Annotated in this window: 21 protein-coding genes; 8 read left to right on the top strand and 13 right to left on the bottom strand. The window is 63.4% G+C overall.

Features of this window, described 5'->3' with window-relative positions; genetic code table 11:
- The first annotated feature begins 52 nt into the window (after positions 1–52).
- From J3R84_RS11755 to J3R84_RS11745, 3 genes are read left to right on the top strand one after another with little or no spacing between them, the layout of a single operon-like run.
- Positions 53–355: a GYD domain-containing protein gene (locus J3R84_RS11755; protein ID WP_038576291.1), complete on the top strand. Its 303-nt coding sequence runs from the start codon at positions 53–55 to the stop codon at positions 353–355.
- An 11-nt stretch (positions 356–366) separates the two neighbouring features.
- The gene (locus tag J3R84_RS11750; protein ID WP_025427846.1) at positions 367–1182 is read left to right on the top strand and encodes a transporter substrate-binding domain-containing protein; all 816 of its coding nucleotides are present in this window, start codon (positions 367–369) and stop codon (positions 1180–1182) included.
- Positions 1183–1204: 22 nt separating this feature from the next.
- Positions 1205–1876 (top strand): amino acid ABC transporter permease, encoded by a 672-nt coding sequence (locus J3R84_RS11745; protein ID WP_203528234.1) that lies wholly within the window; start codon positions 1205–1207, stop codon positions 1874–1876.
- Between the two features lie 6 nt (positions 1877–1882).
- Here J3R84_RS11745 and J3R84_RS11740 read toward each other — a convergent pair whose 3' ends face one another.
- The gene (locus J3R84_RS11740; RefSeq protein WP_025427844.1) at positions 1883–2749 is read right to left on the bottom strand and encodes a LysR family transcriptional regulator; all 867 of its coding nucleotides are present in this window, start codon (positions 2747–2749) and stop codon (positions 1883–1885) included.
- A 128-nt stretch (positions 2750–2877) separates the two neighbouring features.
- On the opposite strand from J3R84_RS11740, the gene J3R84_RS11735 reads away from it, so the two are divergent.
- The 3 genes from J3R84_RS11735 to J3R84_RS11725 all read left to right on the top strand — a co-directional run bounded on the left by J3R84_RS11735 (position 2878) and on the right by J3R84_RS11725 (position 9306).
- The gene (locus J3R84_RS11735) at positions 2878–5325 is read left to right on the top strand and encodes a GcvT family protein (RefSeq protein ID WP_025427843.1); all 2448 of its coding nucleotides are present in this window, start codon (positions 2878–2880) and stop codon (positions 5323–5325) included.
- Complete coding sequence (locus J3R84_RS11730; protein ID WP_057211084.1) at positions 5322–7769, top strand: GcvT family protein; 2448 nt, start codon at positions 5322–5324, stop codon at positions 7767–7769. The genes J3R84_RS11735 and J3R84_RS11730 overlap by 4 nt, the downstream gene beginning before the upstream one ends.
- Positions 7770–8019: 250 nt before the next feature.
- Positions 8020–9306 carry an aromatic ring-hydroxylating oxygenase subunit alpha gene (locus J3R84_RS11725; protein ID WP_025427841.1) on the top strand — a complete coding sequence of 429 codons (1287 nt, stop codon included), beginning with the start codon at positions 8020–8022 and terminating at the stop codon, positions 9304–9306.
- Positions 9307–9470: 164 nt separating this feature from the next.
- Here the strand turns inward: J3R84_RS11725 and J3R84_RS11720 are convergent, their stop codons facing one another.
- Positions 9471–9914 carry an Lrp/AsnC family transcriptional regulator gene (locus J3R84_RS11720; RefSeq protein ID WP_225906328.1) on the bottom strand — a complete coding sequence of 148 codons (444 nt, stop codon included), beginning with the start codon at positions 9912–9914 and terminating at the stop codon, positions 9471–9473.
- Positions 9915–10028: 114 nt separating this feature from the next.
- Here J3R84_RS11720 and J3R84_RS11715 point away from each other — a divergent pair, with 114 nt between their 5' ends.
- Positions 10029–10613, top strand: a complete 585-nt coding sequence (locus J3R84_RS11715) for a cysteine hydrolase family protein (protein ID WP_025427839.1) — start codon at positions 10029–10031, stop codon at positions 10611–10613.
- Positions 10614–10637: 24 nt separating this feature from the next.
- Here J3R84_RS11715 and J3R84_RS11710 read toward each other — a convergent pair whose 3' ends face one another.
- The 10 genes from J3R84_RS11710 to J3R84_RS11665 all read right to left on the bottom strand — a co-directional run bounded on the left by J3R84_RS11710 (position 10638) and on the right by J3R84_RS11665 (position 20737).
- A complete protein-coding gene (locus J3R84_RS11710) occupies positions 10638–11159 on the bottom strand; it encodes a hypothetical protein (protein ID WP_025427838.1) in 522 nt (173 codons plus the stop codon).
- Between the two features lie 160 nt (positions 11160–11319).
- Positions 11320–12432 (bottom strand): ABC transporter substrate-binding protein, encoded by a 1113-nt coding sequence (locus J3R84_RS11705; RefSeq protein WP_234907754.1) that lies wholly within the window; start codon positions 12430–12432, stop codon positions 11320–11322.
- 35 nt (positions 12433–12467) lie between these two features.
- Positions 12468–13220: a siderophore-iron reductase FhuF gene (gene fhuF / locus J3R84_RS11700; protein ID WP_025427836.1), complete on the bottom strand. Its 753-nt coding sequence runs from the start codon at positions 13218–13220 to the stop codon at positions 12468–12470.
- A gap of 289 nt (positions 13221–13509) precedes the next feature.
- Positions 13510–14001, bottom strand: coding sequence for an ester cyclase (locus J3R84_RS11695; RefSeq protein WP_025427835.1), 492 nt, complete (start codon positions 13999–14001; stop codon positions 13510–13512).
- 67 nt (positions 14002–14068) lie between these two features.
- A complete protein-coding gene (locus J3R84_RS11690; RefSeq protein ID WP_203528236.1) occupies positions 14069–15496 on the bottom strand; it encodes a gamma-aminobutyraldehyde dehydrogenase in 1428 nt (475 codons plus the stop codon).
- Between the two features lie 25 nt (positions 15497–15521).
- The gene (locus tag J3R84_RS11685; protein WP_025427833.1) at positions 15522–16337 is read right to left on the bottom strand and encodes an ABC transporter permease; all 816 of its coding nucleotides are present in this window, start codon (positions 16335–16337) and stop codon (positions 15522–15524) included.
- Complete coding sequence (locus J3R84_RS11680; protein WP_025427832.1) at positions 16327–17277, bottom strand: ABC transporter permease; 951 nt, start codon at positions 17275–17277, stop codon at positions 16327–16329. The genes J3R84_RS11685 and J3R84_RS11680 overlap by 11 nt, the downstream gene beginning before the upstream one ends.
- Positions 17274–18272, bottom strand: a complete 999-nt coding sequence (locus J3R84_RS11675) for an ABC transporter ATP-binding protein (protein WP_025427831.1) — start codon at positions 18270–18272, stop codon at positions 17274–17276. Before J3R84_RS11675 ends, J3R84_RS11680 begins: the two co-directional genes overlap by 4 nt.
- 190 nt (positions 18273–18462) lie before the next feature.
- Positions 18463–19623 carry an ABC transporter substrate-binding protein gene (locus J3R84_RS11670; protein WP_025427830.1) on the bottom strand — a complete coding sequence of 387 codons (1161 nt, stop codon included), beginning with the start codon at positions 19621–19623 and terminating at the stop codon, positions 18463–18465.
- 205 nt (positions 19624–19828) lie between these two features.
- Positions 19829–20737: a LysR family transcriptional regulator gene (locus tag J3R84_RS11665; protein WP_025427829.1), complete on the bottom strand. Its 909-nt coding sequence runs from the start codon at positions 20735–20737 to the stop codon at positions 19829–19831.
- A gap of 160 nt (positions 20738–20897) precedes the next feature.
- Here J3R84_RS11665 and J3R84_RS11660 point away from each other — a divergent pair, with 160 nt between their 5' ends.
- The gene (locus J3R84_RS11660) at positions 20898–21821 is read left to right on the top strand and encodes an alpha/beta hydrolase (protein WP_373688527.1); all 924 of its coding nucleotides are present in this window, start codon (positions 20898–20900) and stop codon (positions 21819–21821) included.
- A 43-nt stretch (positions 21822–21864) separates the two neighbouring features.
- On the opposite strand, the gene msrA is transcribed toward J3R84_RS11660, so the two are convergent.
- Positions 21865–22542, bottom strand: coding sequence for a peptide-methionine (S)-S-oxide reductase MsrA (msrA, locus tag J3R84_RS11655; RefSeq protein ID WP_038577286.1), 678 nt, complete (start codon positions 22540–22542; stop codon positions 21865–21867).
- Positions 22543–22573: the final 31 nt, after the last annotated feature.

Genomic DNA, 22573 nt, shown 5'->3' with positions numbered 1-22573 from the left:
CAACACCACATCACCGGTTCTGATGCCAACCGTTTCAACGGAATGATGCCCCATGCAACGATATATCTCGCTAATGAAACTGACGGCCAAGGGATTGGCCGAACTCGCCGACAGCGGCGCGCGGCGCAAGGTGAGCGAAGACCGCGTTTCTTCGCTCGGCGGCCGCTCGGTCGCCTTCTACGCCACGCTCGGAACCTATGATTTCGTCCAGGTTTTCGAGATGCCTGATAATGCGTCGATGATGCAATACGTGCTGACGGCACGACGCGACGGGTTCGTCGACCCGCTTATCCTTCCCGCCTTCGACAGCCAGACCTATGGCGACATCGTCGGGCGCGTTTCACCAACACAATGAGGGGAATAGAGATGATCAGACTGGCATCGCATGCAACCCTTCTCGGAACCATCCTGCTGTCGGCGGGGCTTGCCCAGGCGGAGCCGCCGGCTTTTGCCGCCGATGGCGATATCGGTGTGTGCACCACCGCGGCCTTTCCGCCGCTGACCTTCAAGGAAAGTCCGGCCGATCTAACCCCGACCGGCATCGATATCGAGATCGTCGAAGCGCTCGCCGGTCTCTGGAATGCCAAGGTCAACTATACCGTCACGGAGTTTGCCGGGCTGTTGCCGACGCTCGGGGCCGGGCGCTGCGACTTGATCGTCAGCGGCATCTACATCAACGCCAAGCGCCGCGAGACTTATGACGGCGTGTCCTACATGAAATCGGCCACCGCGATGGTGACCAAGGCCGGTAGCGACACAATCAAGGCGCCGGAGGATCTGAGCGGCAAGGTGATCGCGCTCGAAGCCGGCGCCTACTACAAGCAGGAGCGGATCGAGCCCCTGAACAAGGAACTGATCGCCAAGGGTCAGCCGCCGGTCGAGGTCCAGGAATATCCGACCCAGCAGGCGGCCTACCAGCAGGTCCTCGTCGGCCGCGTCGATGCGACGATGACCGAAGAGGCCGAAGGCGCCTACCGCGCCTCGCGTTCCGACGGGACGCTGCAGCTTCCCTACACGTGGGCATCGGATTTCACCTACGGCATCTACAGCCGCCAGGAAGGCAGCGATGCGGCCGCGGTCAAGGCTGGGCTGAAGGCCCTGAAGGAGCAGGGTTTTTTTGCCGGCATCGCCAAGAAATACGGGCTGGACCCGGCGCTGTTCGACGTCGATTACGATCGTTGAGGCTTGAAAAGGTGGACAGGGCATGAACTTCGACACGAAACTGTTTCTGGATGCCCTGACCATGCCGGTCATGTTGCAGGGGGCGGCCATCGCGATCCTGCTGTCCATCCTGGTTCAGGTCGCCTCGTTTCTGCTCTGCCTGCCGCTCGCCGTCGCCCTGAACTCGATGGCGGCGGTGCGGCGCACGGCGGCCCAGCTCTATGTCTGGCTGTTTCGCTCGTCGCCGCTCATCCTGGTGCTGCTGATCGTCTGGAACGGTGCGCCGCAGCTCTTTCCCGGCCTGACGCGCGCGCCCTGGTACACGCCCTTTGCCGCCGCCTTCATCGCCTTCACGCTGGTGACGACCGCCTATATGGCCGAAGCGATGCGCGGGGCGCTCACGGCGATCGGCCAGGGGCAGACAGATGCGGCACGCGCGCTCGGGCTCAACCGCCTGCAGACCTTCGGCCTCGTCGTCCTGCCGCAGGCCTTGCGCATCGTCATGCCGGTGCTCGTCAACGAGTTCATCAACCTGATCAAGCTGACCTCGCTTGCCTATGTGATTTCGATGCGGGAGATCATGGCCGTCGTCAACGACGCGATCGCGTCGAGTTTCCGCTTCGTCGAATGGTATTCGGCAGCACTCGTCTACTATCTTGCGATCGTCTCGATCCTGATGTTTTTACAGCGGCTGATCCAGCGCCGAATGGCGTAACGTACATTAGGCTTCCTCCTCATTTCCTGCGGAAAGCAGCACCTCCATCGCACCGATGATCTTGCGGTGCTGATGGGCATGACGGGTGCGCAGACTGGTGGCGGCGTAGACCGTCTGCGGGATCACCGGCGCATCGGCAACAAGGGCGACGTGGCCGGATTGCGTCAGCCGTCTGGCCGTTGCGGTGGTGACATAGGCGGCTCCGCCGAGCGAATGCAGGAGCATGGTGATCGCCATGTTCTGGCCGGTCGCAACAGGCGCTGCGGAGAGATGCGGCAGAGCCAGCCGGTGAGCGCGATCGAAGGCCGGCGAATAGATCGCCTGGATATAGGTCTCGACCCTGATATCCGATAGCGCAGCCGCTTCCGTGCTCACCATCATGTAATGCAGATCGCCGATCCTTTCGTAATGAAGATCGGGCAGATAGTGCGGGGTATAGAGCATGGCGAGGTCGAGGTTGCCGGCGCCGAGATCCCGGTTCATCTGGTTGGAATAATCCGCTTCCATGTAGATTTCGGTTGTCGGCAGCTCACGCCTGATCGTGAATAGCCATTCGCCGGCAAAGGCTTCGGCCAGATCGTGCTGGATGCCGAGCCGCATGGAGCGCTCCAGCGCGCCGGCATTGGTGACCGCGCGCGTTGCCTCATGCCACTGGTTTTGCAAGGCTATTGCGTAGTCTAGAAACCTGAGTCCGGCGGCTGTCGGCACGGTTCCACCCTTGTTGCGGGTAAAGAGCTTGCGATTGAACTGTGCCTCCAGCGCCTTGACGCGGTGGGAAACGGTGGACTGGGTGATGTTCAGCCGCTCGGCCGTGCGGTTGAAGGAACGGGTTTCCATCAGGTCCAGAAACGTCTCGATCAGATCCACTTGCATCGGCATCCCATCCGGTTTCGAAGTTCCACTCAATCTAATCGAATTCTTCGATCAATAAAGCCTGTTTCCATCGCTTGATGGCGCCTCGTTTCGACGGCAAGAATTCCGGCAAAACGAGGGAACAGTGCATGTCGAATTTGCCGTCTCACGCGCGTGTCGTGATCATCGGTGGGGGAGCGATCGGCGCTTCCTCGCTCTACCATCTTGCCAAGGCCGGCTGGACCGACTGCGTGCTTCTGGAAAAGAACGAGCTGACGGCCGGATCGACCTGGCATGCGGCCGGCAACGTGCCGACCTTCTCGTCGTCCTGGTCGATCATGAACATGCAGCGCTATTCCGCCTCGCTCTACCGCGATCTCGGTGCGCTCGTCGATTATCCGATGAACTACCACGTCACCGGCTCGATAAGGCTCGGCCACTCGAAGGAGCGGCTGCAGGAGTTCAAGCGTGTCGTCGGCATGGGTCGCTACCAGGGCATGGACCTCGACATCCTGACGCCCGACGAGATGCGCAGCCGTTATCCGTTCCTCGAAACGCACGAGCTGACCGGTGCGCTCTACGACCCCTATGACGGCGACATCGACCCGGCGCAGCTGACGCAGGCGCTGGCCAAGGGCGCGCGCGACATGGGCGCAAAGATCATCCGCTTCTGTCCCGTTACGGCGGCGCGCCGCGAAAACGACGAATGGGTGATCTCGACGCCGCAGGGCGAAATCCGCTGCGAATACGTCGTCAACGCCGCCGGCTACTATGCCCGCGAGGTCGGCAAGATGTTCGGCCGCGACGTGCCGATGATGGTGATGAGCCATCAGTACGTGCTGTTCGACGAGATCCCGGAACTGGCCGCCTGGTCGAAGGAGGTCGGACACAAGCTGCCGCTCTTGCGCGATGTCGACAGCTCCTATTATCTCCGCCAGGAGAAGAACGGCATGAACCTCGGGCCCTATGAGCGTAACTGCCGGGCACACTGGACGACATCAGACGATCCGATGCCCGAGGACTTTTCGTTCCAGCTCTTCCCTGACGATCTCGATCGGCTGGAATGGTATCTGAACGACGCTGTCGAGCGCGTGCCGATCCTTGGGACCGCGGGGCTGTCGCGGATCATCAACGGCCCGATCCCCTATGCGCCCGACGGCAATCCGCTGATCGGGCCGATGCCCGGCGTGCCGAACGCGTTTGAGGCCTGCGTCTTCACCTTCGGCATCTGCCAGGCCGGCGGCGCCGGCAAGGTGCTGGCTGAGTGGATCACCGAGGGCCAGACGGAATGGGACATGTGGTCCTGCGATCCACGCCGGTACACCGACTATACCGACCAGGACTATTGCATCGCCAAGGGCATGGAGATCTACGGCCACGAGTACGCGATGCATTTTCCGAAGCACTATTGGGCGGCGGGTCGCGGCAAGAAGCTGTCGCCGATCCACGACCGGATCCAGGCACTCGGCGCGCAATTCAAGCCCTATAACGGCTGGGAACGGGCGATGTGGTACGCCAAATCAGGTGACGACACCTCCGAAGAGGCAACGCAGACCTGGGGGCGGGCGGGGCCGTGGGCCAAGCGCATCGAGGAAGAGTGTCTCGCCGTGCGCGATGCCGCCGGCATCCTCGACCTGCCGGGGTTCTCGCGCTTCCGGATCAAGGGCAAGGGCGCGACCGAATGGCTCTCGGGCCTGATCACCGGCCGGGTGCCGAAGCCGGGCCGCATCGGCCTTGCCTATTTCTCCGACGACAAGGGCCGCATCGTCACCGAAATGTCGGTGATGATGCTGGACGAGGATTTCTTCGTCCTGATCACGGCGGCAACGGCGCAGTGGCACGATCTCGAATGGCTGCAGAAACATCGGCCCGCCGATGCCGCGTTCACGCTTGACGATGTCACCACGCAGTTTAGCTGCCAGATCCTCACCGGGCCGAAATCGCGCGACATCCTTGCCGATGTCAGCGATGCGGATCTCGCCAAGGGCTGGCTCACGCACCAGACAGCGCAGATTGCCGGGCGCTACTGCCAGTTGGTGCGGGTATCCTTTGCCGGTGAACTCGGCTGGGAGATCCACACCAAGGTGGACGATACCGCCGCGATCTTCGATGCCGTCTGGGCTGCCGGAGAGAAACATGGCCTGAAACCCTTCGGCATGGAGGCGCTCGACAGCCTGCGCATCGAGAAGGGCTACCGCGCCTGGAAGGGCGACCTTTCCACCGATTACACCATCCTGCAGGGCGGGCTGGAGCGCTTCGTCGACTGGGCAAAGCCCGGCTTCAAAGGCAAGGCGGCGCTGGAGCGCGAAAAGCAGCAGGGTGTCAGCAAACGTTTCGTCACTTTGACAGTCGCCGCCGACGGCTGCGACGCGCCGTATATGTCGACGCTCTGGTCGGACGGCCAGGTGGTGGGCGAAACGACCTCGGGCAACTGGGGCTACCGCGTCGGCAAGTCGATTGCGCTCGGCATGCTGCGCGCCGATCTCGCCGTGCCCGGCAACGAGATCGAGGTCGAGATCTTCGGCGACCGCTTCAAGGCGACCGTCGAGGCCGACCAGCCGCTCTGGGATCCCTCCAATGAAAGACTGCGCGCATGACCAAGCCGATTCCCTCGAAAGCCCGGGCAGTCATCATCGGTGGCGGCGTCTCCGGCTGTTCGGTCGCCTATCACCTCGCCAAGCTCGGCTGGACCGACGTGGTGCTGCTCGAACGCAAGCAGCTGACGTCGGGCACGACCTGGCATGCGGCCGGCCTGATCGGCCAGCTACGCGCCTCGCAGAACATGACGCGGCTGGCAAAATATTCCGCCGACCTCTACGTCAAGCTGGAGGCCGAAACCGGCATCTCCACCGGCATGCGCCAGAACGGTTCGATCACCGTGGCGCTGACGGAAGAACGCAAGGAGGAGATCTACCGCCAGGCTTCGCTGGCGCGCGCCTTCAACGTCGATGTGCGTGAAATCACGCCTGACGAAGTCAAGGCGATGTATCCGCATCTCAACACCTCGGATGTGAAGGCGGCGGTGCATCTGCCGCTCGACGGCCAGTGCGACCCGGCCAACATCGCCATGGCGCTCGCCAAGGGTGCGCGGCAGAACGGCGCGACGATCATCGAGGGCGTCAAGGTGACCGCGGTTCTGAAGAAGGACGGCCGGGTAACGGGCGTGACCTGCGAGCAGAACGGCGAAAGCTATACGATCGAAACCGACAACGTCGTCAACTGCGCCGGCATGTGGGGCAGGGAGTTCGCGCGACAATCCGGCGTCACCGTGCCGCTGCATGCCTGCGAGCACTTCTACATCGTCACCGAGGCGATCCCCGGCCTCAAGCGCCTGCCGGTGCTGCGCGTGCCGGATGAATGCACTTACTACAAGGAGGATGCCGGCAAGATGCTGGTCGGCGCCTTCGAGCTGAAGGCCAAACCCTGGGGCATGGACGGTATCCGTGAGGATTTTTGCTTCGACCAGTTGCCAGACGATTTCGACCATTTCTCGCCGATCCTCGAAATGGCCGTCAACCGCATGCCGATGCTGGAGACGGCGGGCATCCATACCTTCTTCAATGGGCCGGAAAGCTTTACGCCGGACGACCGCTACTATCTCGGCGAGGCGCCGGAAGTGAAAGGCTATTGGGTCGCGGCCGGCTACAACTCGATCGGCATCGTATCGTCAGGCGGCGCCGGCATGGCGCTCGCCCAATGGATGAACGACGGCGAGCCGCCCTTCGATCTCTGGGAGGTCGATATCCGCCGGGCACAGCCCTTCCAGAAGAACCGCGCTTACCTCAAGGATCGGGTCTCTGAGACGCTGGGGCTGCTCTATGCCGACCATTTCCCCTATCGCCAGATGGCGACGGCGCGTGGCGTGCGCCGCTCGCCGCTGCACGAGCATCTGAAGGCGCGTGGCGCGGTCTTCGGCGAAGTGGCCGGCTGGGAGCGAGCCAACTGGTTTGCGAATGACGGCCAGGAGCGCGAATACCGCTACTCCTGGAAACGGCAGAACTGGTTCGAGAACCAGAAGTCCGAACATCTGGCGGTTCGCAACGGCGTCGGCCTGTTCGACATGACCTCCTTCGGCAAGATCCGGGTGGAGGGGCGCGATGCGCTTTCCTTCCTGCAGCGGCTTTGCGCCAACGAGATGAATGTCGAGGCCGGCCGTATCGTCTACACCCAGATGCTCAACGGCCGTGGTGGCATCGAAAGCGACCTCACGGTCACGCGCCTTTCTGAAACCGCGTTCCTGCTCGTCGTTCCGGGCGCCACGCTTCAACGTGATCTTGCTTGGCTGCGCAAGCATGTGCGCGACGAGTTCGTCGTCATCACCGATGTCGGTGCCGGCGAAAGCGTGCTCTGCGTCATGGGGCCGAAGGCGCGCGAACTGATGCAGAAGGTGAGCCCGAACGATTTCTCGAATGCGGCGCATCCCTTCGGCACGGCGCGCGAAATCGAGATCGGCATGGGGCTCGCCCGCGCCCACCGCGTCACCTATGTCGGCGAACTCGGCTGGGAGCTCTACGTCTCGACCGACCAGACGGCGCATGTGTTCGAGGCGCTGGAGGAGGCGGGGCAGGATGTCGGGCTGAAACTCTGCGGCATCCACACGCTCGACAGCTGCCGTATCGAAAAGGCCTTCCGCCATTTCGGCCACGATATCACCGACGAGGACCATGTGCTCGAAGCCGGGCTCGGTTTTGCGGTGAAACCCGACAAGGGCGATTTCATCGGTCGCGAGGCGGTGCTGGCCAAGCACAATCGCGGGCTTTCGCGCCGGCTGGTGCAATTCCGGCTGGCCGATCCCGAGCCTTTGCTCTTCCACAACGAAGCGATCGTGCGCGACGGCCAGATCGTCGGCACCATCACCTCGGGCAACTACGGCCACCATCTCGGCGGTGCCATCGGCCTTGGTTATGTGCCGTCGGAAGGCGAAAGCGACGCCGACGTGCTCGGCTCCAGCTTCGAGATCGAGATCGCCGGCACGCGGGTGAAGGCGGAGGCGTCGCTGAAGGCGATGTACGATCCGCGTTCCGAGCGGGTGAGGATGTAACGACGGCGTTTGAGGCTGCCCCTCATCCGGCCTGCCGGCCACCTTCTCCCCGTTTGACGGGGAGAAGGAGACGTGTGGCGACCGCCGTGCCTGAGTAAGGGCGCGGTTGAGGTGCGGGTGGAGCGCTCTCCCTCTCCCCCGCGTGCAGGGAGAGGGTGGGGGTGAGGGGCAGCCTCGTACATCAAGGCAAATTTAGCATGCGCGCGCCGGGACGCGGTTCTTCCGGTTCTTCTTTCAGGAGTTCAGGGCCATGTTCGCATCGGACCTTTCCAATACGACTGTCGCGGGCGACCGCATCGATCAGCTGGTCGCTGCGCATCGGCCGGGCCATGGGCTGGTGCGGGCCTTCTACCACGACGAGGATATCTACGAGCGTGATCTCGACCGGGTGTTTCGCCGCCATTGGCACTGCGTCGCGCATGAAAGCGTGATCCCCAACCCCAATGACTTCGAAGTCTTTCGCATGGCCGCCGAGCAGGTGATCGTCACCCGCACGGCCACGGGCGCGATCCATGCGATGCTGAACGTCTGTCGCCATCGCGGCGCCGAGGTCTGCACCAAGGAAAAGGGCAACGCCCGCGCCTTCGTCTGTCCCTACCACGCCTGGACCTACGGCAATGACGGTGCGCTGAAGGCGGCGCGGCTGATGCCGAAGGATTTCAAGCGTGAGGACCATGGGCTGAAGAAGCTTCATGTGCGCGTCGTCGAGGGGCTGATCTTCATCTCCTTTGCCGAACAGCCGCTCGATTTCACCGAGGTCGAGAACCTGCTGCATGCCACCTGCGGCCAATATGGCTGGGCCGAGGCCAAGGTCGCGCACCGGCAGTCCTATCCTGTCGACGCCAACTGGAAGCTCGCGGTCGAGAACTATGTCGAGTGCTACCATTGCGGCCCGGCGCATCCTGAGTATTCCGAGACGCACGCGCTCGAACAGCCGTTGCACATGATCGAGGAGCTGAACGCCAAGATGGAGGCGCGCACCTGCGCTCTCGGCATCGAGGTCGGTTCCGGCGATCACTGGCAGAGTTCCGCCGGCGGCAAGGAGACGGTGCATGCCTTCCGCTATGCGCTCTATGACGGCGTCAAGACCGGCAGCAAGGACGGCCAGCCGCTTAGCACCCTGATGGGCCGGTTCAGCGATTTCGACGGCGGCGTCACCTCCATCCACCTCGGCGGCACGACCTTCCTCGTCTGCTATCCCGATCACGGCATGATCTACCGCTTCATTCCGAAGACGGCGGGCACCTGCGAAATGGAGCTGATCTGGCTTGTCGACGGCAAGGCCGAGGAGGGGCAGGACTACGACCTCGAAAAGCTCACCTGGCTGTGGAAGGTCACGACCGATGAGGACAAGGCGATCATCGAGCACACCTCGCGCGGCGTGCGCTCGCATTATTTCGTGCCGGGCCCGATCGCGCCGATGGAGCAGAACGAGCTGCGCTACATCAACTGGTATCTCGACGAGATCAGCCGGCCTTCGCAACCATCATCCCTGTTCTTGTCACAGGGATCCAGCAGCGCCGCGTCGGCGGTGTGAAAGAATTCTGAAAACGCCTGATGTGACGAAGAATGTCACTGACGGCGCGGACGCGCCGTCGCTAGATTCCTGTGACGAGCACAGGAATGAGGTAGGTATCCGTGGTCTCAGTTGCGGCATGGAGGCCGAAACAACGCCAGGCATCGTCTATCGGCGCAGCGCGATCAGTCACGCCTATCGAAATGGGTGCGCAGCGCCACATGGGTCTGCACGGTGGCGACGCCCGATATCAACGAGATCTGCCGACGGATGGTGTCAAGATCGCCGTTCGAAGCGCATTCGACCAGCAGCATCAGGTCGGTCTCTCCGGCGAGCGACCAGCAGCTGACGACCGGCGGCATGCCGGCGAGATGCGGTACGATGTGGTCGCAGTTCTTACCGGGCTGGAAGGATATCGCGATCAGCGCGCGCACGACCGGCGCCTTGTCCTCGATGCCGATGCGGATCGTATAGCCGGCGATGACGCCCTTGGTTTCGAGCCGGCGCAGACGTTCATGGGCGGCGCTGCGTGACAAGCCGGCATGGCGGGCAAGCGCCACCAGGCTCTGGCGCGAATCCTGCCGCAGGGCGGCCACCAGCAGCCGGTCCTTTTCATCAAGTTCGGTCAATGTGTCGTCCCCTTGGTCATTTTGCCGGACAATCGTCCGGTCTTCCGCCATCATGTCCAGTGAAACCGGACGATAGGACGGCTAGCTTCCCGAGGCAATCAAGGAGCGTTAGCCATGACCATTCCGAGACTTCCCGACAATGCCGTCCTCATCCCGATCGACATGCAGCAGGCATTTGATGCCGCTCCCTGGCCGCCACGCTGGAACGGGGACGTTGACAACAACGGCCGCGCCTTGCTTGCCGCCTGGCGCGCGGCCGGCCGGCCGATCATCCATGTGCGGCACGACAGCGTCGCGCCGGGCTCGACCTTGAGGCCGGGTGCGTCTGGCAACGCGCCGCGCCCGGGCTTCGAGCCCGTTGGCGACGAACCGCTCGTCAACAAGAGCGTCAACGCCGCCTTCATCGGCACCGATCTCGATCTTCGCCTGCGCCGGCTCGGCGTTGATACGATCGTCCTCTTCGGCATCTCGACTGATATGTGTGTTTCGACCTCGGTGCGGGTCGGCGCCAATCTCGGTTACCGGGTGGTCCTGGTGGAAGATGCCTGCGACTGCTTCGACCAGCCGGATGGCGACGGCGACATGATCCCGGCGCGGGACATCCACCGTGCCCATGTCGCAACGCTGCGGGCGGAATTCGCGGAGGTGACGACCACGGCGGCAATCATTTCGGCCATGCGGCCGGCGTCGGCAGCGTAAGGACGCCGCAACGCGTGCAGTGGCTTATCGGCTGGCGGCGCCGCGGACTTCCAGCACCTGGTAGGTCCATTTCGGCGTCGTCAGGCTTTCGCCCTCTCGGCTCGGGAAAGTGAGGAAAGTCTCGAAAGGCCTTGCCTGGCCGACGGGCACGCGGGCGAGAACCAGGGCTGAGTCGTCGCCGATCTTCGCGCATGCGTCCTGCGGGCAGTCTTCGAGCGTCACGGAAAGCCGGAAATATTCGAGCGGTGTTGCGCCATTGTTGCTGACGGTGCCGCGCAGGCGGAAGCTGCGCTCCGGCTGGCTTTGTTCGAACGTCATGCCGTCGAGGCTGATGTTCTGGGCGGCCGGAGCCGCCGGGGCCGTCGCCACCGGCTCAGGTGCTGCAGCCTTGCGCTCGCCGCGGTCGCTGATCCAGACGACGAAGGCAGAGAGCAGGGCGATCGCCACTGCGACCGAGAGGATGGGCTCGGCCCACCGGCGAAAGCGGCTGAAACGCGCCGCCAGATACACGATCGCCACGCCAACCAACGCTACCAACCAAAGCATGAAGCTCCTCCTCGTCGACCCTTATATAGTGTGAGGAGCGGGTGGCAACATCGCGTGGCTCTGGTCGAAGGTCACGCTTGCGACATTTGGTGGATTGAACGGCGAGCGATTTCGTCAACCCCTTGCGGCGATTGCAAATGTTGCGGGCTTTTGGGCGCTTCTACCGGGGCGTAACGGCCCCAAGGCTGACGGTATAGGTGCCCTCGAAAGGAACGGCTGCGAAGCGTTCGTTGATGTCGGCGAGGCTCTTTTCCGGGTCGAGATCGGCGAAGATGTCGGGCCGCAGCCAGTGGGCGAAGGCTTCGGCAGCGACAATATTGAGCGGGATGGCGTTGAAGAAGTTCCAGACGCCATGGACGCGGCCGTTCTCGACCGCCGCAACGCTCGATAGCGCCGGCGTTGCGACGGCCGCAGCCAAGGTCTGCTGCGCCTCTTGCCTGGCAACGCCGGGACCGATGGAGAAGCCGCTATAGGTGCCGCCGGGCGAAGAGGTGGCGATGTAGACGTCGGGGTTTGCCGCCATCACCGCTTCTGCATTGACGGTGCCGCCGACGCGCGGCAGCGCGCCTTCGGCGATGTTGCGGCCGCCGGCGATCGTCAGGAATTCGCCGAGCCCACCGACGCCATAGGCCCAGCAGCAACGGTCAGGCTTGGGAAACGCATCCATCAGCACGGTTGGGCGCGGTTCGGGCTTGGCGGCGACACGGGAGCGGATCAGCGCCAGCTTGTCTTCGTAGTAGCGTGCGAAGGCTTCGGCCTGCTCGTCGCGTTCGAAGATACGCCCAAGGAGCCGCATCATATCCGGCGTGCTCTTCAGGGGATCGCTGTTGAAGTCGACGACGATGACCGGCACGCCGGTGCTGGTGAGATAGTCGATGGCGCGCTGGCCCGGCTCGGTGTCGGCCTGCCAGTTGGCGAGGATCGCGAGGTCGGCCTTCAGCGTCAGCAGCGTTTCGAAAGACAGTGCGGCGCCGGTGCCGCCGTCGTCGATCAGCGGCACGTCGGCGATTGCAGGAAATTTTTTGCGAAAGCTCTCGTAGATCTCAGGGTTGTCGCCCTTCATGTCTCCGGACCAGCCGGCCAGCAGGCTGACGGGGTCCGGATGAATGAGCGAAAGCGCGACCAGGTTGAAGCCGCTGCCAAGCAGGATGGCTTTTGGCCTTTCCGCTAACGTCACCTCGCGCCCGGCCGCGTCCTTCACCGTCAGCGGCCATCGGTTTTCGGCCCGGGCGCCAGTGGCGAAAAGCGTGGTGGTGACGAAGATGGCCAGCAAGGCCCGGACCGTGGATCGCGATAGGAGAAGCAAAACTACTGTTTCCGTTGGGTGGGAAGGGCGCAGAGGCTGCCGCAGCTGCGGACCCCCGGCAGCAGATAGCGCAGGCAGCAGATCTTGCGCCGGCACACCCGCGCACCGTCCTCTTCCTCGTGACGCAGGCAATCGAAGAAGGGGTTGGGCGAGCCGTCGGGCAGGGATCTGCTGCCGATGAGGGCTTCGGCCTGGGCATGAAGCGGCTCGACGCCGGCGGCGCGCAGGGCATAGTCGATGTAAACCAGCGCGTTGTTCCAGGCGAGTTTCGGCGCGATGCCGCCACTCGACTTGAGGTAGCCGACCACTTCGCGCAGGTGCTCGCCCATCAGCGGCGCCAGGGTGGCAAACACGTCGTCGTCATCGCCCGCCTGCCAGTTACCGGCATCGGCGACGCCAAAGGCGCGGGGCAGGCCATCTTCTGCCAGCGCCACCTTCATGCGGTTGAAGGCGACCGGCAACACCTGATGGTCGAGCACGCGAGCAACGAGATAGGGGATGGTGAGCGCCGAGAAGTAGTAGAGCGACCACATGGAGGCGATCGCGCGGCGGTCGGTGCCGCCGGACCTTTCAGCGTAGGTGTCGAGGGCGCGGTCGAAGGCGCCGGAGGCGAAGAACTCGGGCAGGACCATGCCGTCGGAAAGATCGTCCGACAGCACCATCTTTTCGTTGCACCAGGCGTGCGGGCCGGAAAAGGCAGCAGACAGAACCTTGGGGGCGCCTGTCTCCATGATCGCTTCGGATACGGCAGTCATTGGGGCACCCGCGTGTGGCCCGTGGCCGGCCCACTGCCGTTGCGAGGCCTGCCGCGCGGAGCCGTCGCGAACACAAATGCGGGGGCGGACAGACGCCATCTTGCAACCATGCGACACCTTCTGAACGGGTCAGACATTCATAAGATGATCGTGTTACTCATGTTTATTCGTTGTGCAAGTTATTTTATGAGTTTTGTCCGCATGTTTTAATGCGCGGGCGAGGCGCGAGACAGCCGCAAGCTCGGGCTTGCGGCTACTGAAGGGCCGGTGCCGCGGGCTCGACGGCCGCCTACATCAGGCCGAGCTGCTTGTAGAAGCCGAGCGCGTCGTAATAGTCGCTTTGAGTGGCGATCTTGCCGTCCTTGACCGTGAAGACCGAGGCGCCGGTGAACTTGAAGCTCTTGCCGGTCGCGGCCGTGCCATCGGCCCAGGCGCCTGAGTTGGTGCCGGAGAATTCCCATTCGAAGGAGACCTTGTCGCCGGCGGCGATGGGGTCGCCTTTCATGGTCCAGACGGCGTCGGGAACCGCATTCAGGAAATTGTCGATGACACCGGTCTTGGCGGCATCCTTGCCGGTGACAGGCTTGCCGACGGACGCGTCGTAATAGGTGACGTCGTCGGCGAAATAGGATGCGGCCTTGCTCGAGTCATGGGCATTCCACGCTGCGACATAGGCACCGACGACATCAGGCGCCGCGTCGGCGGCGAGGCCGGCGGGCGCCAGAAGAAGTGTGCTCAGACCCAATGCACCTGCAGCAGCAAGCAGTTGACGGCGATACATGGCATTTTCCTCCCGTTTATCTTCGTTTGCATGCTTTGTCCGCACCGCGGCCAACGTCCTGCCGGCGTCAGCCGTGGTTGATCATGATGTGACGGACAGCAGTGTAGTCCTCGAGCGCATAGACCGACATGTCCTTGCCATAGCCCGACTGCTTGACGCCGCCATGCGGCATCTCGTTGGTCAGCATGAAGTGGGTGTTGATCCAGGTGCAGCCATATTGCAGGCGCGAGGCGGCCTTCATCGCCTTGGAGATGTCCTTCGTCCAGACCGAAGAGGCGAGGCCATAATCGCTGTCGTTGGCCCAGCCGACGGCATCGTCCTTGCCGGTGAAGCGGGTGACCGAGACGACAGGGCCGAACACCTCGCGACGGACGATCTCGTCTTCCTGCGTCGCGCCGGCAATCACCGTCGGCTGGAAGAAGAAACCGTCGGCGCTGCCAGGAGCACCGCCGGTGGTGATCTCGATATGCTTCTGGTCGGCCGCACGTTCGACGAAGCTTGCGACGCGATCACGTTGGCGCCGCGAGATCAGCGGGCCGATCTCGTTTTCGGTGTCGTCGGCGAGATTGTAACGGATGGTGGAGACGGCCGAACTCAGGTCGGCGACGAGCTTTTCGTAGATGCCGGCTTCGGCATAGATGCGGCAGGCGGCGGTGCAGTCCTGGCCGGCATTGTAATAGCCGAAGGTGCGGATGCCGTTGACGACGGCTTCGAGGTCGGCGTCGTCATAGACGATGACAGGGGCCTTGCCGCCGAGCTCCAGATGCGTGCGCTTCACCGTCTTGGCGGCGGCCGTCAGCACCTTCTTGCCGGTGGCGATGTCGCCGGTGATCGAGACCATCGCGATCTTCGGGTGGTTGATCAGCGCGTTGCCGACGGTTTCGCCGCGGCCCGTGACAACGTTGACCACGCCTTCCGGCAGGATGTCGGCGAGCAGACGGGCGAGCTTCAGCGCCGTCAAAGGCGTCTGTTCGGACGGCTTGAAAACGACGGTGTTGCCGCCGGCAATCGCCGGTGCCAGTTTCCACGCCATCATCATCAGCGGGTAGTTCCAGGGCGCGATCGAGCCGACGATGCCAACCGGATCGCGACGAACCATGGAGGTATGCCCCGGCAGATACTCGCCCGATGTCGGCGCGTGCAGATTGCGGATGGCGCCGGCAAAGAAGCGCCAGCAATCGACGATCGCCGGCAGTTCGTCGTTCTTCACCGCATTGATCGGCTTGCCGCAGTTGAGCGCTTCAAGGGCTGCGAAATCGTCGGCGTGCTTTTCGATCGCGTCGGCGATCCTGAGCAGGTAACCGGAGCGTTCGCCGGGTGTCGTCATCGACCAGGAGACGAAGGCGCGTTCTGCCGCCCTCACCGCCGCCTCGACCTGAATGTGCGAGGCTTCGGCGAGGTCGATGATCTTTCCGCCGGTGCGCGGGTTCAGGATATGCTCTTCGGCCTCGGTTCCGGCTTCGAAGCGCGATCCGATCAAAAGCTGGGTGTCCATGTCTGTTCTCCCTTGAAAGTCGAGTTCACTTGCCGGCACCGGCGATCTGGTCGCCGTCGCGGGTCAGGTAGTAGGCGCCGAGGATCGGCAGGAAAGTGACCAGCACCACGATCATGGCGACCACGTTGGTCACCGGTCGCTGGCGCGGGCGGATGAGTTCTTCGAGCATCCAGATCGGCAGCGTCGACTGCTGGCCGGCGGTGAAGGTGGTGACGATCACCTCGTCGAAGGACAGCGCGAAGGCGAGCATGCCGCCGGCAAGAAGTGCGGTGCCGATGTTCGGCAGGATGATGTGGCGGAAGGTCTGGAAGCCGTCGGCACCCAGGTCCATCGAGGCTTCGATCAGCGAGCCCGATATGCGGCGGAAACGGGCCACCGCATTGTTGTAGACGACGACGATGCAGAAGGTCGCGTGACCGAGCACGATCGTCCAGAAGGAGAATGGCATCTCCGCCATGGAAAAGGCCGAGCGCAGCGCGATGCCGGTGATGATGCCGGGCAGCGCGATCGGCAGGATGACCAGCAGCGAGATCGTCTCGCGGCCGAAGAAGCGGGTCTGGCTGACGGCGGCGGCACAGAGCGTGCCGAGCACCAGGGCGACCGCGGTCGCGATCGAGGCGACCTTGACCGAGAGCGTCAGCGCCGCCCAGACATCCGGCCGGTTCCAGGCAACCGCAAACCATTGTGTCGTCAGCCCCGGCGGCGGGAACTGGTAGCTCTTTTCCTCCGTGGTGAAGGCATAGAGGAAGATCAGCAGGATTGGCACATGCATGAAGGCGAGGCCGGCGGCAGCTGCGATCTTCAGTCCGAGGGGCGAGCGGTTGAGGCGGTCAGAGCGCATCGAAGGCCCCCATGCGTTTGGCCATCCAGAGATAGGCGCCCATGATGACGATCGGCACCACGGTAAAGGCGGCGGCAAGCGGAATGTTGCCGGCAGTGCCCTGCTGGGCATAGACCGCCTGACCGATGAACAGCCGGGAGGAGCCGATGATCTGCGGAATGATGTAATCGCCGAGCGTCAGCGAGAAGGTGAAGATCGAGCCGGCGACGATGCCCGGCAGCGCCAGCGGGAAGAGCACGTGGCGAAAGGTCTGGGCCGGCGTGCCGCCGAGATCGGAGGAGGCCTCGATCAGGTTGGTCGGCACGCGCTCCAGCGCTGCCTGGATCGGCAGGATCATGAACGGCATCCAGACATAGACGAAGACGATGAAGGTGCCGGTGTAGCTGACCGAGAGCGAGTTGCCCCCGACGACGGGAAGCGAGAGCCAGGCATCGAGCACCCACAGAAGATGCAGCTTCGCGAGGAACCAGGTGACGATGCCTTCCTTGGCCAGGATCAGCTTCCAGGCATAGATCTTGACCAGGTAGCTCGACCAGAGCGGCAGCATGACGCCGAGATAGAACAGCACCTTCCATTTTCCCTGCGCGTAGCGCGCCGCGTAATAGGCGATCGGGAAGGCGATGAGCGCCGAGGCGAGCGTCACGATTGCCGCCATTGATACGGTGCGCAGGATGATGTCGAGATTGGTTTCGCTCAGCAGCTGGCGGTAGGTGGCGAAGGTGAACTCGTAATTGATCAGGCCGGAGAAGTCGTCGATCGAGAAGAAGCTCTGCAGCAGGAGAGCAAAGAGCGAGCCGACATAGACGACGCCGAGCCATAAGAGCGGCGGCGCCAGCATGACGACAAGCAGCACATGCGGGTGCTTCCAGAAGAAGTCCGAGAGCCGGCCGGTCGGGCCGCGGCGATCCGGGACTGCGAGATTTTCAGCGACGGCGGTCATGCGTCCTCCATCGGGTGCAGTTCGTCGGCGGCAAAGCTGATAGTGACGGGGCTGCCGATTTGCGGGACGGCGAGCGAGGCGGGGCTTGCAACCGCGATGCGCGCGCCTTCGACGTCGACGACGACGCGGTTGACCGCGCCGAGGAAACTATGGGCCGACACGGTGCCGTTGAGGCTGAGCGCGCCTTCGCGCGGGGCCGACAGCGCGATCGCCTCGGGGCGAAGGCTGGCATAGGAGGATCTGACGCCCAGCCTCTGGCACAGCTTTGCCGGCAAGACGTTTGACGAGCCGACGAAATCGGCGACGAAGCGTGTCTTCGGCTGCTTGTAGACTTCTTCTGGGCTGCCGAGCTGCTGGATGCGGCCGTCGTTGAAGACGGCGATGCGGTCGGCCATCGACAGCGCTTCGCCCTGATCGTGGGTGACGAAGACGAAGGTGATGCCGAGCGATTTTTGCAGGGTCTTCAGTTCCTCCTGCATCTGCTCGCGCAGCTTCAGGTCGAGCGCGCCGAGCGGCTCGTCGAGCAAAAGCACCTTGGGCTTGTTCACCAGCGCGCGGGCGAGCGCCACGCGCTGACGCTGGCCACCCGAGAGCTGGCCGGGGCGGCGGCTGCCATAGTCCGGCAGCTTGACCATGGCGAGCGCATCTGCCGCCGCCTTGCGGCGCTCCTCGCGGCCGACGCCCTTGACCATCAGCCCGTAGGCAACGTTGTCGAGGATCGAGAGATGCGGGAACAGCGCATAGTCCTGGAACACGGTGTTGACGCTGCGGCGATAGGGCGGCACGCCCTCCGCGGTTTCGCCGAAGATTTCGATATGACCGCCTGTCGGCTGTTCAAAGCCGGCCATCAGCCTCAGGCAGGTGGTCTTGCCCGAGCCCGAGGGGCCGAGCATGGCGAAGAACTCGCCCTCGGCGACTTCGAGGTCCACACCATCGACCGCGCGTACGGCGCCGAAGTGGCGGGAAACATTGTCGAAAAGAACGGCGGTGGACATCAAATTGCTCCAGGATTCCAGCCCCTCATCCCGCTGCCGCAACCTTCTCCCCGCTCGGGGGGAGAAGGGAACGTGCGGTTGGCGTCTCGCCCAAAGCTCACCCGGCGGGTTTGCCGGGGGCGTTCCCTCTCCCCGCGTGCGGGGAGAGGGTCAGGGTGAGGGGCGATGCTTGCGATATGGTCGTGGCGGCTCAGCGACCGCCGATAACGCCGATGTAGTCGGAGACCCAGCGGTGGTAAGGCACACATTCGCCCTGGCTTGCGCATTTCGTCACCGGCGTCTTCCAGAACTTGACCTTGTCGAAGTCCTCGTAGCCGTTGGTCTTGCAGCCGGCGTCGGTCAGAAGGTCATTGCCCTTGCAGGCTGCGCCGACGGACGGGTTGGCGCCGAACCAGGCAGAGACGTCGCCCTGGACCTTTGGCGACAGCGAATGCTCCATCCACATATAGGCGCAGTTCGGATGGGCGCTTTCGGCGTGCAGCATGGTGGTGTCAGCCCATCCGGTGACCCCTTCTTCCGGGATGGTTGAGGCGATCGGCAGCTTTTCGGCTTCCATCAGGTTGACCTGGAACGGCCAGGAGCCGGAGGCGACGACGCCTTCGTTCTTGAAGTCGTCGATCTGGATCATCGCATCGTGCCAGTAGCGGCCGACGAGCGTGCGCTGGGTGCGCAGCAGATCGAGCGCTGCCTTGTACTGGTCTTCGTTGAGTTCGTAGGGATCCTTGATGCCGAGCTCGGGCTTGTGCTTGATCAGGTAGTTGGCGGCGTCGGCGACATGGATCGGGCCGTCATAGGCCTGGACACGGCCCTTGTTGGACTTGCCGTCGGGCAGGTTCATTTCCTCGAAGACGACGTTCCAGCTCTTCGGCGCTTCGCCCTTGAAGGCATCCTTGTTGTACATCAGCACGTTCGGACCCCAGACATAGGGAGTGCCGTAGTGAACGCCGTTGACCGTGTGCCAGGGCGCGTTCTGCATGCGCTCGTCGATCGTCTTCCAGCTGGGGATGAGATCGGTGTTGATCGGCTGGACGCGCTTGCCGGCGACGAGCCGCATCGAGGCGTCGCCCGAGGCGGTGACGAGGTCGAAGCCGCCTTCGTTCATCAGCGCCACCATTTCGTCGGAGGTCGCGGCCGTCTTGACGCTGACCTTGCAGCCGGTCTGCTTTTCGAAATCGGTGACCCAGTCGTAGTTCTTGTCGGTCTCGCCGCGCTCGATGTAGCCAGCCCAGGCGACGATCGACAGTTCGCCTTCGCCCTTGCCCAGTTCCTTCAGCGGCTCCTGCGCCAAGGCGGGCGCCACGAGGCCGAGCGACAACGTCAGCGCGGTGCAGGATTTCAGGATCTGCTTCATCTGAATTCTCCCAATTTTGAGCCGCATTTTACGGCTTCGTTCCCAGATTGAAACGTGCCTTGATTTCTCCGCATTCGCAAATTCATTAATCAGAATGCCGCTATCGGTTTTACCGATATCAGGGCCGTGTCAAGGCTCCAACGTGCCCGGCAAATGCCGAGTAGCTACATGATTTTACTCGTGGTTCTGGATCGCACCGGGATTTTTAGCGCGGCCGGGCGCTGCGAAGCGCTTCGGCTATGCCGACGAAATCGCGGGCCGATTGCGGCAGGCTGGAGCCCTTGCGCCAGACCATGCCGACCTGGACGACGGGCAGGGCGCCGGAGACGTCGCGGCTCTCGATGCGGTCGCCTTCAAGCGACCAGGGGCGGTAGACGAGATCGGGCAGGAGCGCGATGCCGGCGCCAGTCGCCACCAGGCTGCGCACCGCTTCGACCGAGCGGGTGCGGAAGGCGACATGCGGGCGGGCGCCGAGCGCCGACAGCAGCTTGCCGGTGTTCTCCTCGATTTCATCCACCGTCAGCATGATCAGCGGCTCCTTGGCGATATCGCTGATCGAGATGATGTCGGCGCTGACAAGCGGATGGCCGATCGGCAGCCAGAGGCGATAGGGCGAGGTTTCGAGAATCTCAGCCTGCAGCGCCATGCGGTCGCGCAGGTTGGAAATGACCATGACGGCAACGTCGAGTTCGCCGCCGATCAGCAGGTGTTCGAGATATGAGCCGTTGTCCTCGATGGCACTGACATCGACGCCGGGACAGGCGCGGCGATAGCGAGCGAGCAGGTCGGAGAGGACGTAACCGGCAACCAGCGAGGTGACGCCGAGATTGAGCTTGCCGCCGGTTTCCTCGCGGCTGTCGGAAAAACTGCGCCGGGCGTCGGAGACATCGGAGAGGATCTTGGTCGCATGCCGCAGGAACTGATGGCCGTTGTGGGTGATCGAAAGACCGCGCGGATGCCGGTCGAACAGCTCGACGCCGAGGTCCCCTTCAAGCTCCTTGATCGCCTCGGTGATCGAGGATTGCGAGATCGAGAGGTTCTGCGCCGCCCGCGTGATCGAGCCTTGCTCGGCGACGGCGACGAAATACTGCAACTGTCTGAAGGTGAAGGCCATCCGTGCAGTTAATCGTTGTGGAGGCGCGCTTGCAAGCGCTGCCAAGAGATCGTCCCCGACAACGCAACTGCGGCGGGATTTGTCCGGTTATGTCGGTTTCCGGATAGAAGACCGGCGGCCTGCTGCTAGACTTCCGCCGGAGAGATCAGGGAGGCGGACTTTGGCTCAGGCTGTATCGAAACCGATGCCGACGGAGGAGGGCATCCTCGCCTTTCACCGGCGCTGCGAAGAATTCTATCCCGCCGATGCGGTCGATGCGTCGATCGAACAGCAGCGCAAATGGTACGATGCGCTCTGCGCAGAGTTCGACGCGCCGTCGCCGGCGGGGCTGACGCGCGAGGACGAGCTTGTCGACGGCCGGATCCCGATCCGGCGCTATCGGCCGGCGAGCGTTTCGACCGACACCCGAATCTACTACATTCACGGCGGCGGTTGGGTCGTCGGCTCGCTCGACAGCCATGACGCCATCTGCGCCGAGCTTGCCGATTTCGCAAGGGCAGAACTGGTGTCGGTTGATTATCGGCTGGCGCCCGACCACGTCTGGCCAGCCGCCTTCGAGGATTGCTACGCGGTCTTGAATTTCCTGGTGGCCGATGGCCGACCGGTGGTGGTCGTCGGCGACAGTGCCGGCGGGAACCTGACCGCAGGCATCGTGTTGAAGGCCCGGGCGGACGGGGTGTCTGGTATCGTCGGGCAGGCGCTGATCTATCCTGGCCTCGGCGGTGACCTGGCTTCCGGTTCCTATCTCGAAATGTCCGATGCGCCGGGACTGACGACTGCCGATACCAGCTACTACCGAAAGATTTTGCAGGCGCCGGCCGACGACCCGTTTGCGGTGCCGCTGGCGGAGAAGGATCTTTCCGGCTTACCGCCGACCTATATCGCTGGTGCCTATTTCGACCCCTTGCGCGATGACGCGCGCCTCTATGCCGCGCGGCTTGCGACGGCCGGCGTCAACGTCACCTTTCGCGAAGAGCCGCAGATGATCCACGCCTGGCTGCGGGCACGGCACATGAGTGAGGGTGCGCGCGAAGGCTTTCGGCGCTTGGCCGAAGGTATTGCGGTGCTTGTCGGAACCGGCTGAACGCTCCAGTTTTCACCGGAGCGCAATTGCGGGCGGAAACGCGCTAGCTCTTCGCCTTGAACACCAGCACCGGATTGGGGCGGAAGCTCTGCGGGAACAGTTTGCGCAGGCTCTCGATCTTCGGCATGTCGTTGTAGACGATGTAGGGATAGGTCGGGTTGCGCGTCAGGAAATCCTGATGGTAGCCCTCCGCGACATAGAAGCCCTTCAGCGGCGCGATCTCGGTGACGATCTCGGTCGGAAAGACGCCTGATTTTCCGAGCTCGGCGACGTAGGCCTCGGCGATCTTCTTCTGCTCCGGCGTGGCAACGAACAGAGCCGAACGATACTGCGTGCCGTGATCCGGCCCCTGATAGTTCAGCTGCGTCGGGTTGTGGCCGACGGAGAAGAAGATCTGCAACAGCTTGCCGTAGCTGACCTGGCTCGGATCGTAGGTCACTTCCACCGATTCCGCGTGGCCGGTGTCGCCATTGCTGACCGCCTCATAGGACGCCGTGTCGCGGCTGCCGCCGGCATAGCCCGAGACAGCGTTGGTCACGCCCTTCACATGCTGGAAGACGCCCTGGACGCCCCAGAAACAACCGCCGGCAAATACCGCCGTTTCCGGACCGCTGGCCGCTTTCTCATCCAGCGACGGCGGGGGAATGGATACGGCCGGTTCGGCGGCGCGGGCTGAGGGCGCAATCGAAAGGGCGGCGCAGATGGCAAGTGCCGGAGCCATCAGCCAGAGATGGTGGTTGATAGCCGGAGCG

Origin of the sequence: Ensifer canadensis, assembly GCF_017488845.2 — a bacterium.
GTDB classification, from domain to species: domain Bacteria; phylum Pseudomonadota; class Alphaproteobacteria; order Rhizobiales; family Rhizobiaceae; genus Ensifer; species Ensifer canadensis.
Note: the sequence above shows the minus strand (reverse complement) of the source record. Positions and strands in the feature narration are given on the sequence as shown.

Coding starts and splice junctions, on each gene's coding strand:
- J3R84_RS11755 (WP_038576291.1), top strand. CDS start 53: ATGCAACGATATATCTCGCTAATGAAACTGACGGCCAAGGGATTGGCC.
- J3R84_RS11750 (WP_025427846.1), top strand. CDS start 367: ATGATCAGACTGGCATCGCATGCAACCCTTCTCGGAACCATCCTGCTG.
- J3R84_RS11745 (WP_203528234.1), top strand. CDS start 1,205: ATGAACTTCGACACGAAACTGTTTCTGGATGCCCTGACCATGCCGGTC.
- J3R84_RS11740 (WP_025427844.1), bottom strand. CDS start 2,749: ATGCAAGTGGATCTGATCGAGACGTTTCTGGACCTGATGGAAACCCGT.
- J3R84_RS11735 (WP_025427843.1), top strand. CDS start 2,878: ATGTCGAATTTGCCGTCTCACGCGCGTGTCGTGATCATCGGTGGGGGA.
- J3R84_RS11730 (WP_057211084.1), top strand. CDS start 5,322: ATGACCAAGCCGATTCCCTCGAAAGCCCGGGCAGTCATCATCGGTGGC.
- J3R84_RS11725 (WP_025427841.1), top strand. CDS start 8,020: ATGTTCGCATCGGACCTTTCCAATACGACTGTCGCGGGCGACCGCATC.
- J3R84_RS11715 (WP_025427839.1), top strand. CDS start 10,029: ATGACCATTCCGAGACTTCCCGACAATGCCGTCCTCATCCCGATCGAC.
- J3R84_RS11710 (WP_025427838.1), bottom strand. CDS start 11,159: ATGCTTTGGTTGGTAGCGTTGGTTGGCGTGGCGATCGTGTATCTGGCG.
- fhuF (WP_025427836.1), bottom strand. CDS start 13,220: ATGACTGCCGTATCCGAAGCGATCATGGAGACAGGCGCCCCCAAGGTT.
- J3R84_RS11695 (WP_025427835.1), bottom strand. CDS start 14,001: ATGTATCGCCGTCAACTGCTTGCTGCTGCAGGTGCATTGGGTCTGAGC.
- J3R84_RS11690 (WP_203528236.1), bottom strand. CDS start 15,496: ATGGACACCCAGCTTTTGATCGGATCGCGCTTCGAAGCCGGAACCGAG.
- J3R84_RS11685 (WP_025427833.1), bottom strand. CDS start 16,337: ATGCGCTCTGACCGCCTCAACCGCTCGCCCCTCGGACTGAAGATCGCA.
- J3R84_RS11680 (WP_025427832.1), bottom strand. CDS start 17,277: ATGACCGCCGTCGCTGAAAATCTCGCAGTCCCGGATCGCCGCGGCCCG.
- J3R84_RS11675 (WP_025427831.1), bottom strand. CDS start 18,272: ATGTCCACCGCCGTTCTTTTCGACAATGTTTCCCGCCACTTCGGCGCC.
- J3R84_RS11670 (WP_025427830.1), bottom strand. CDS start 19,623: ATGAAGCAGATCCTGAAATCCTGCACCGCGCTGACGTTGTCGCTCGGC.
- J3R84_RS11665 (WP_025427829.1), bottom strand. CDS start 20,737: ATGGCCTTCACCTTCAGACAGTTGCAGTATTTCGTCGCCGTCGCCGAG.
- msrA (WP_038577286.1), bottom strand. CDS start 22,542: ATGGCTCCGGCACTTGCCATCTGCGCCGCCCTTTCGATTGCGCCCTCA.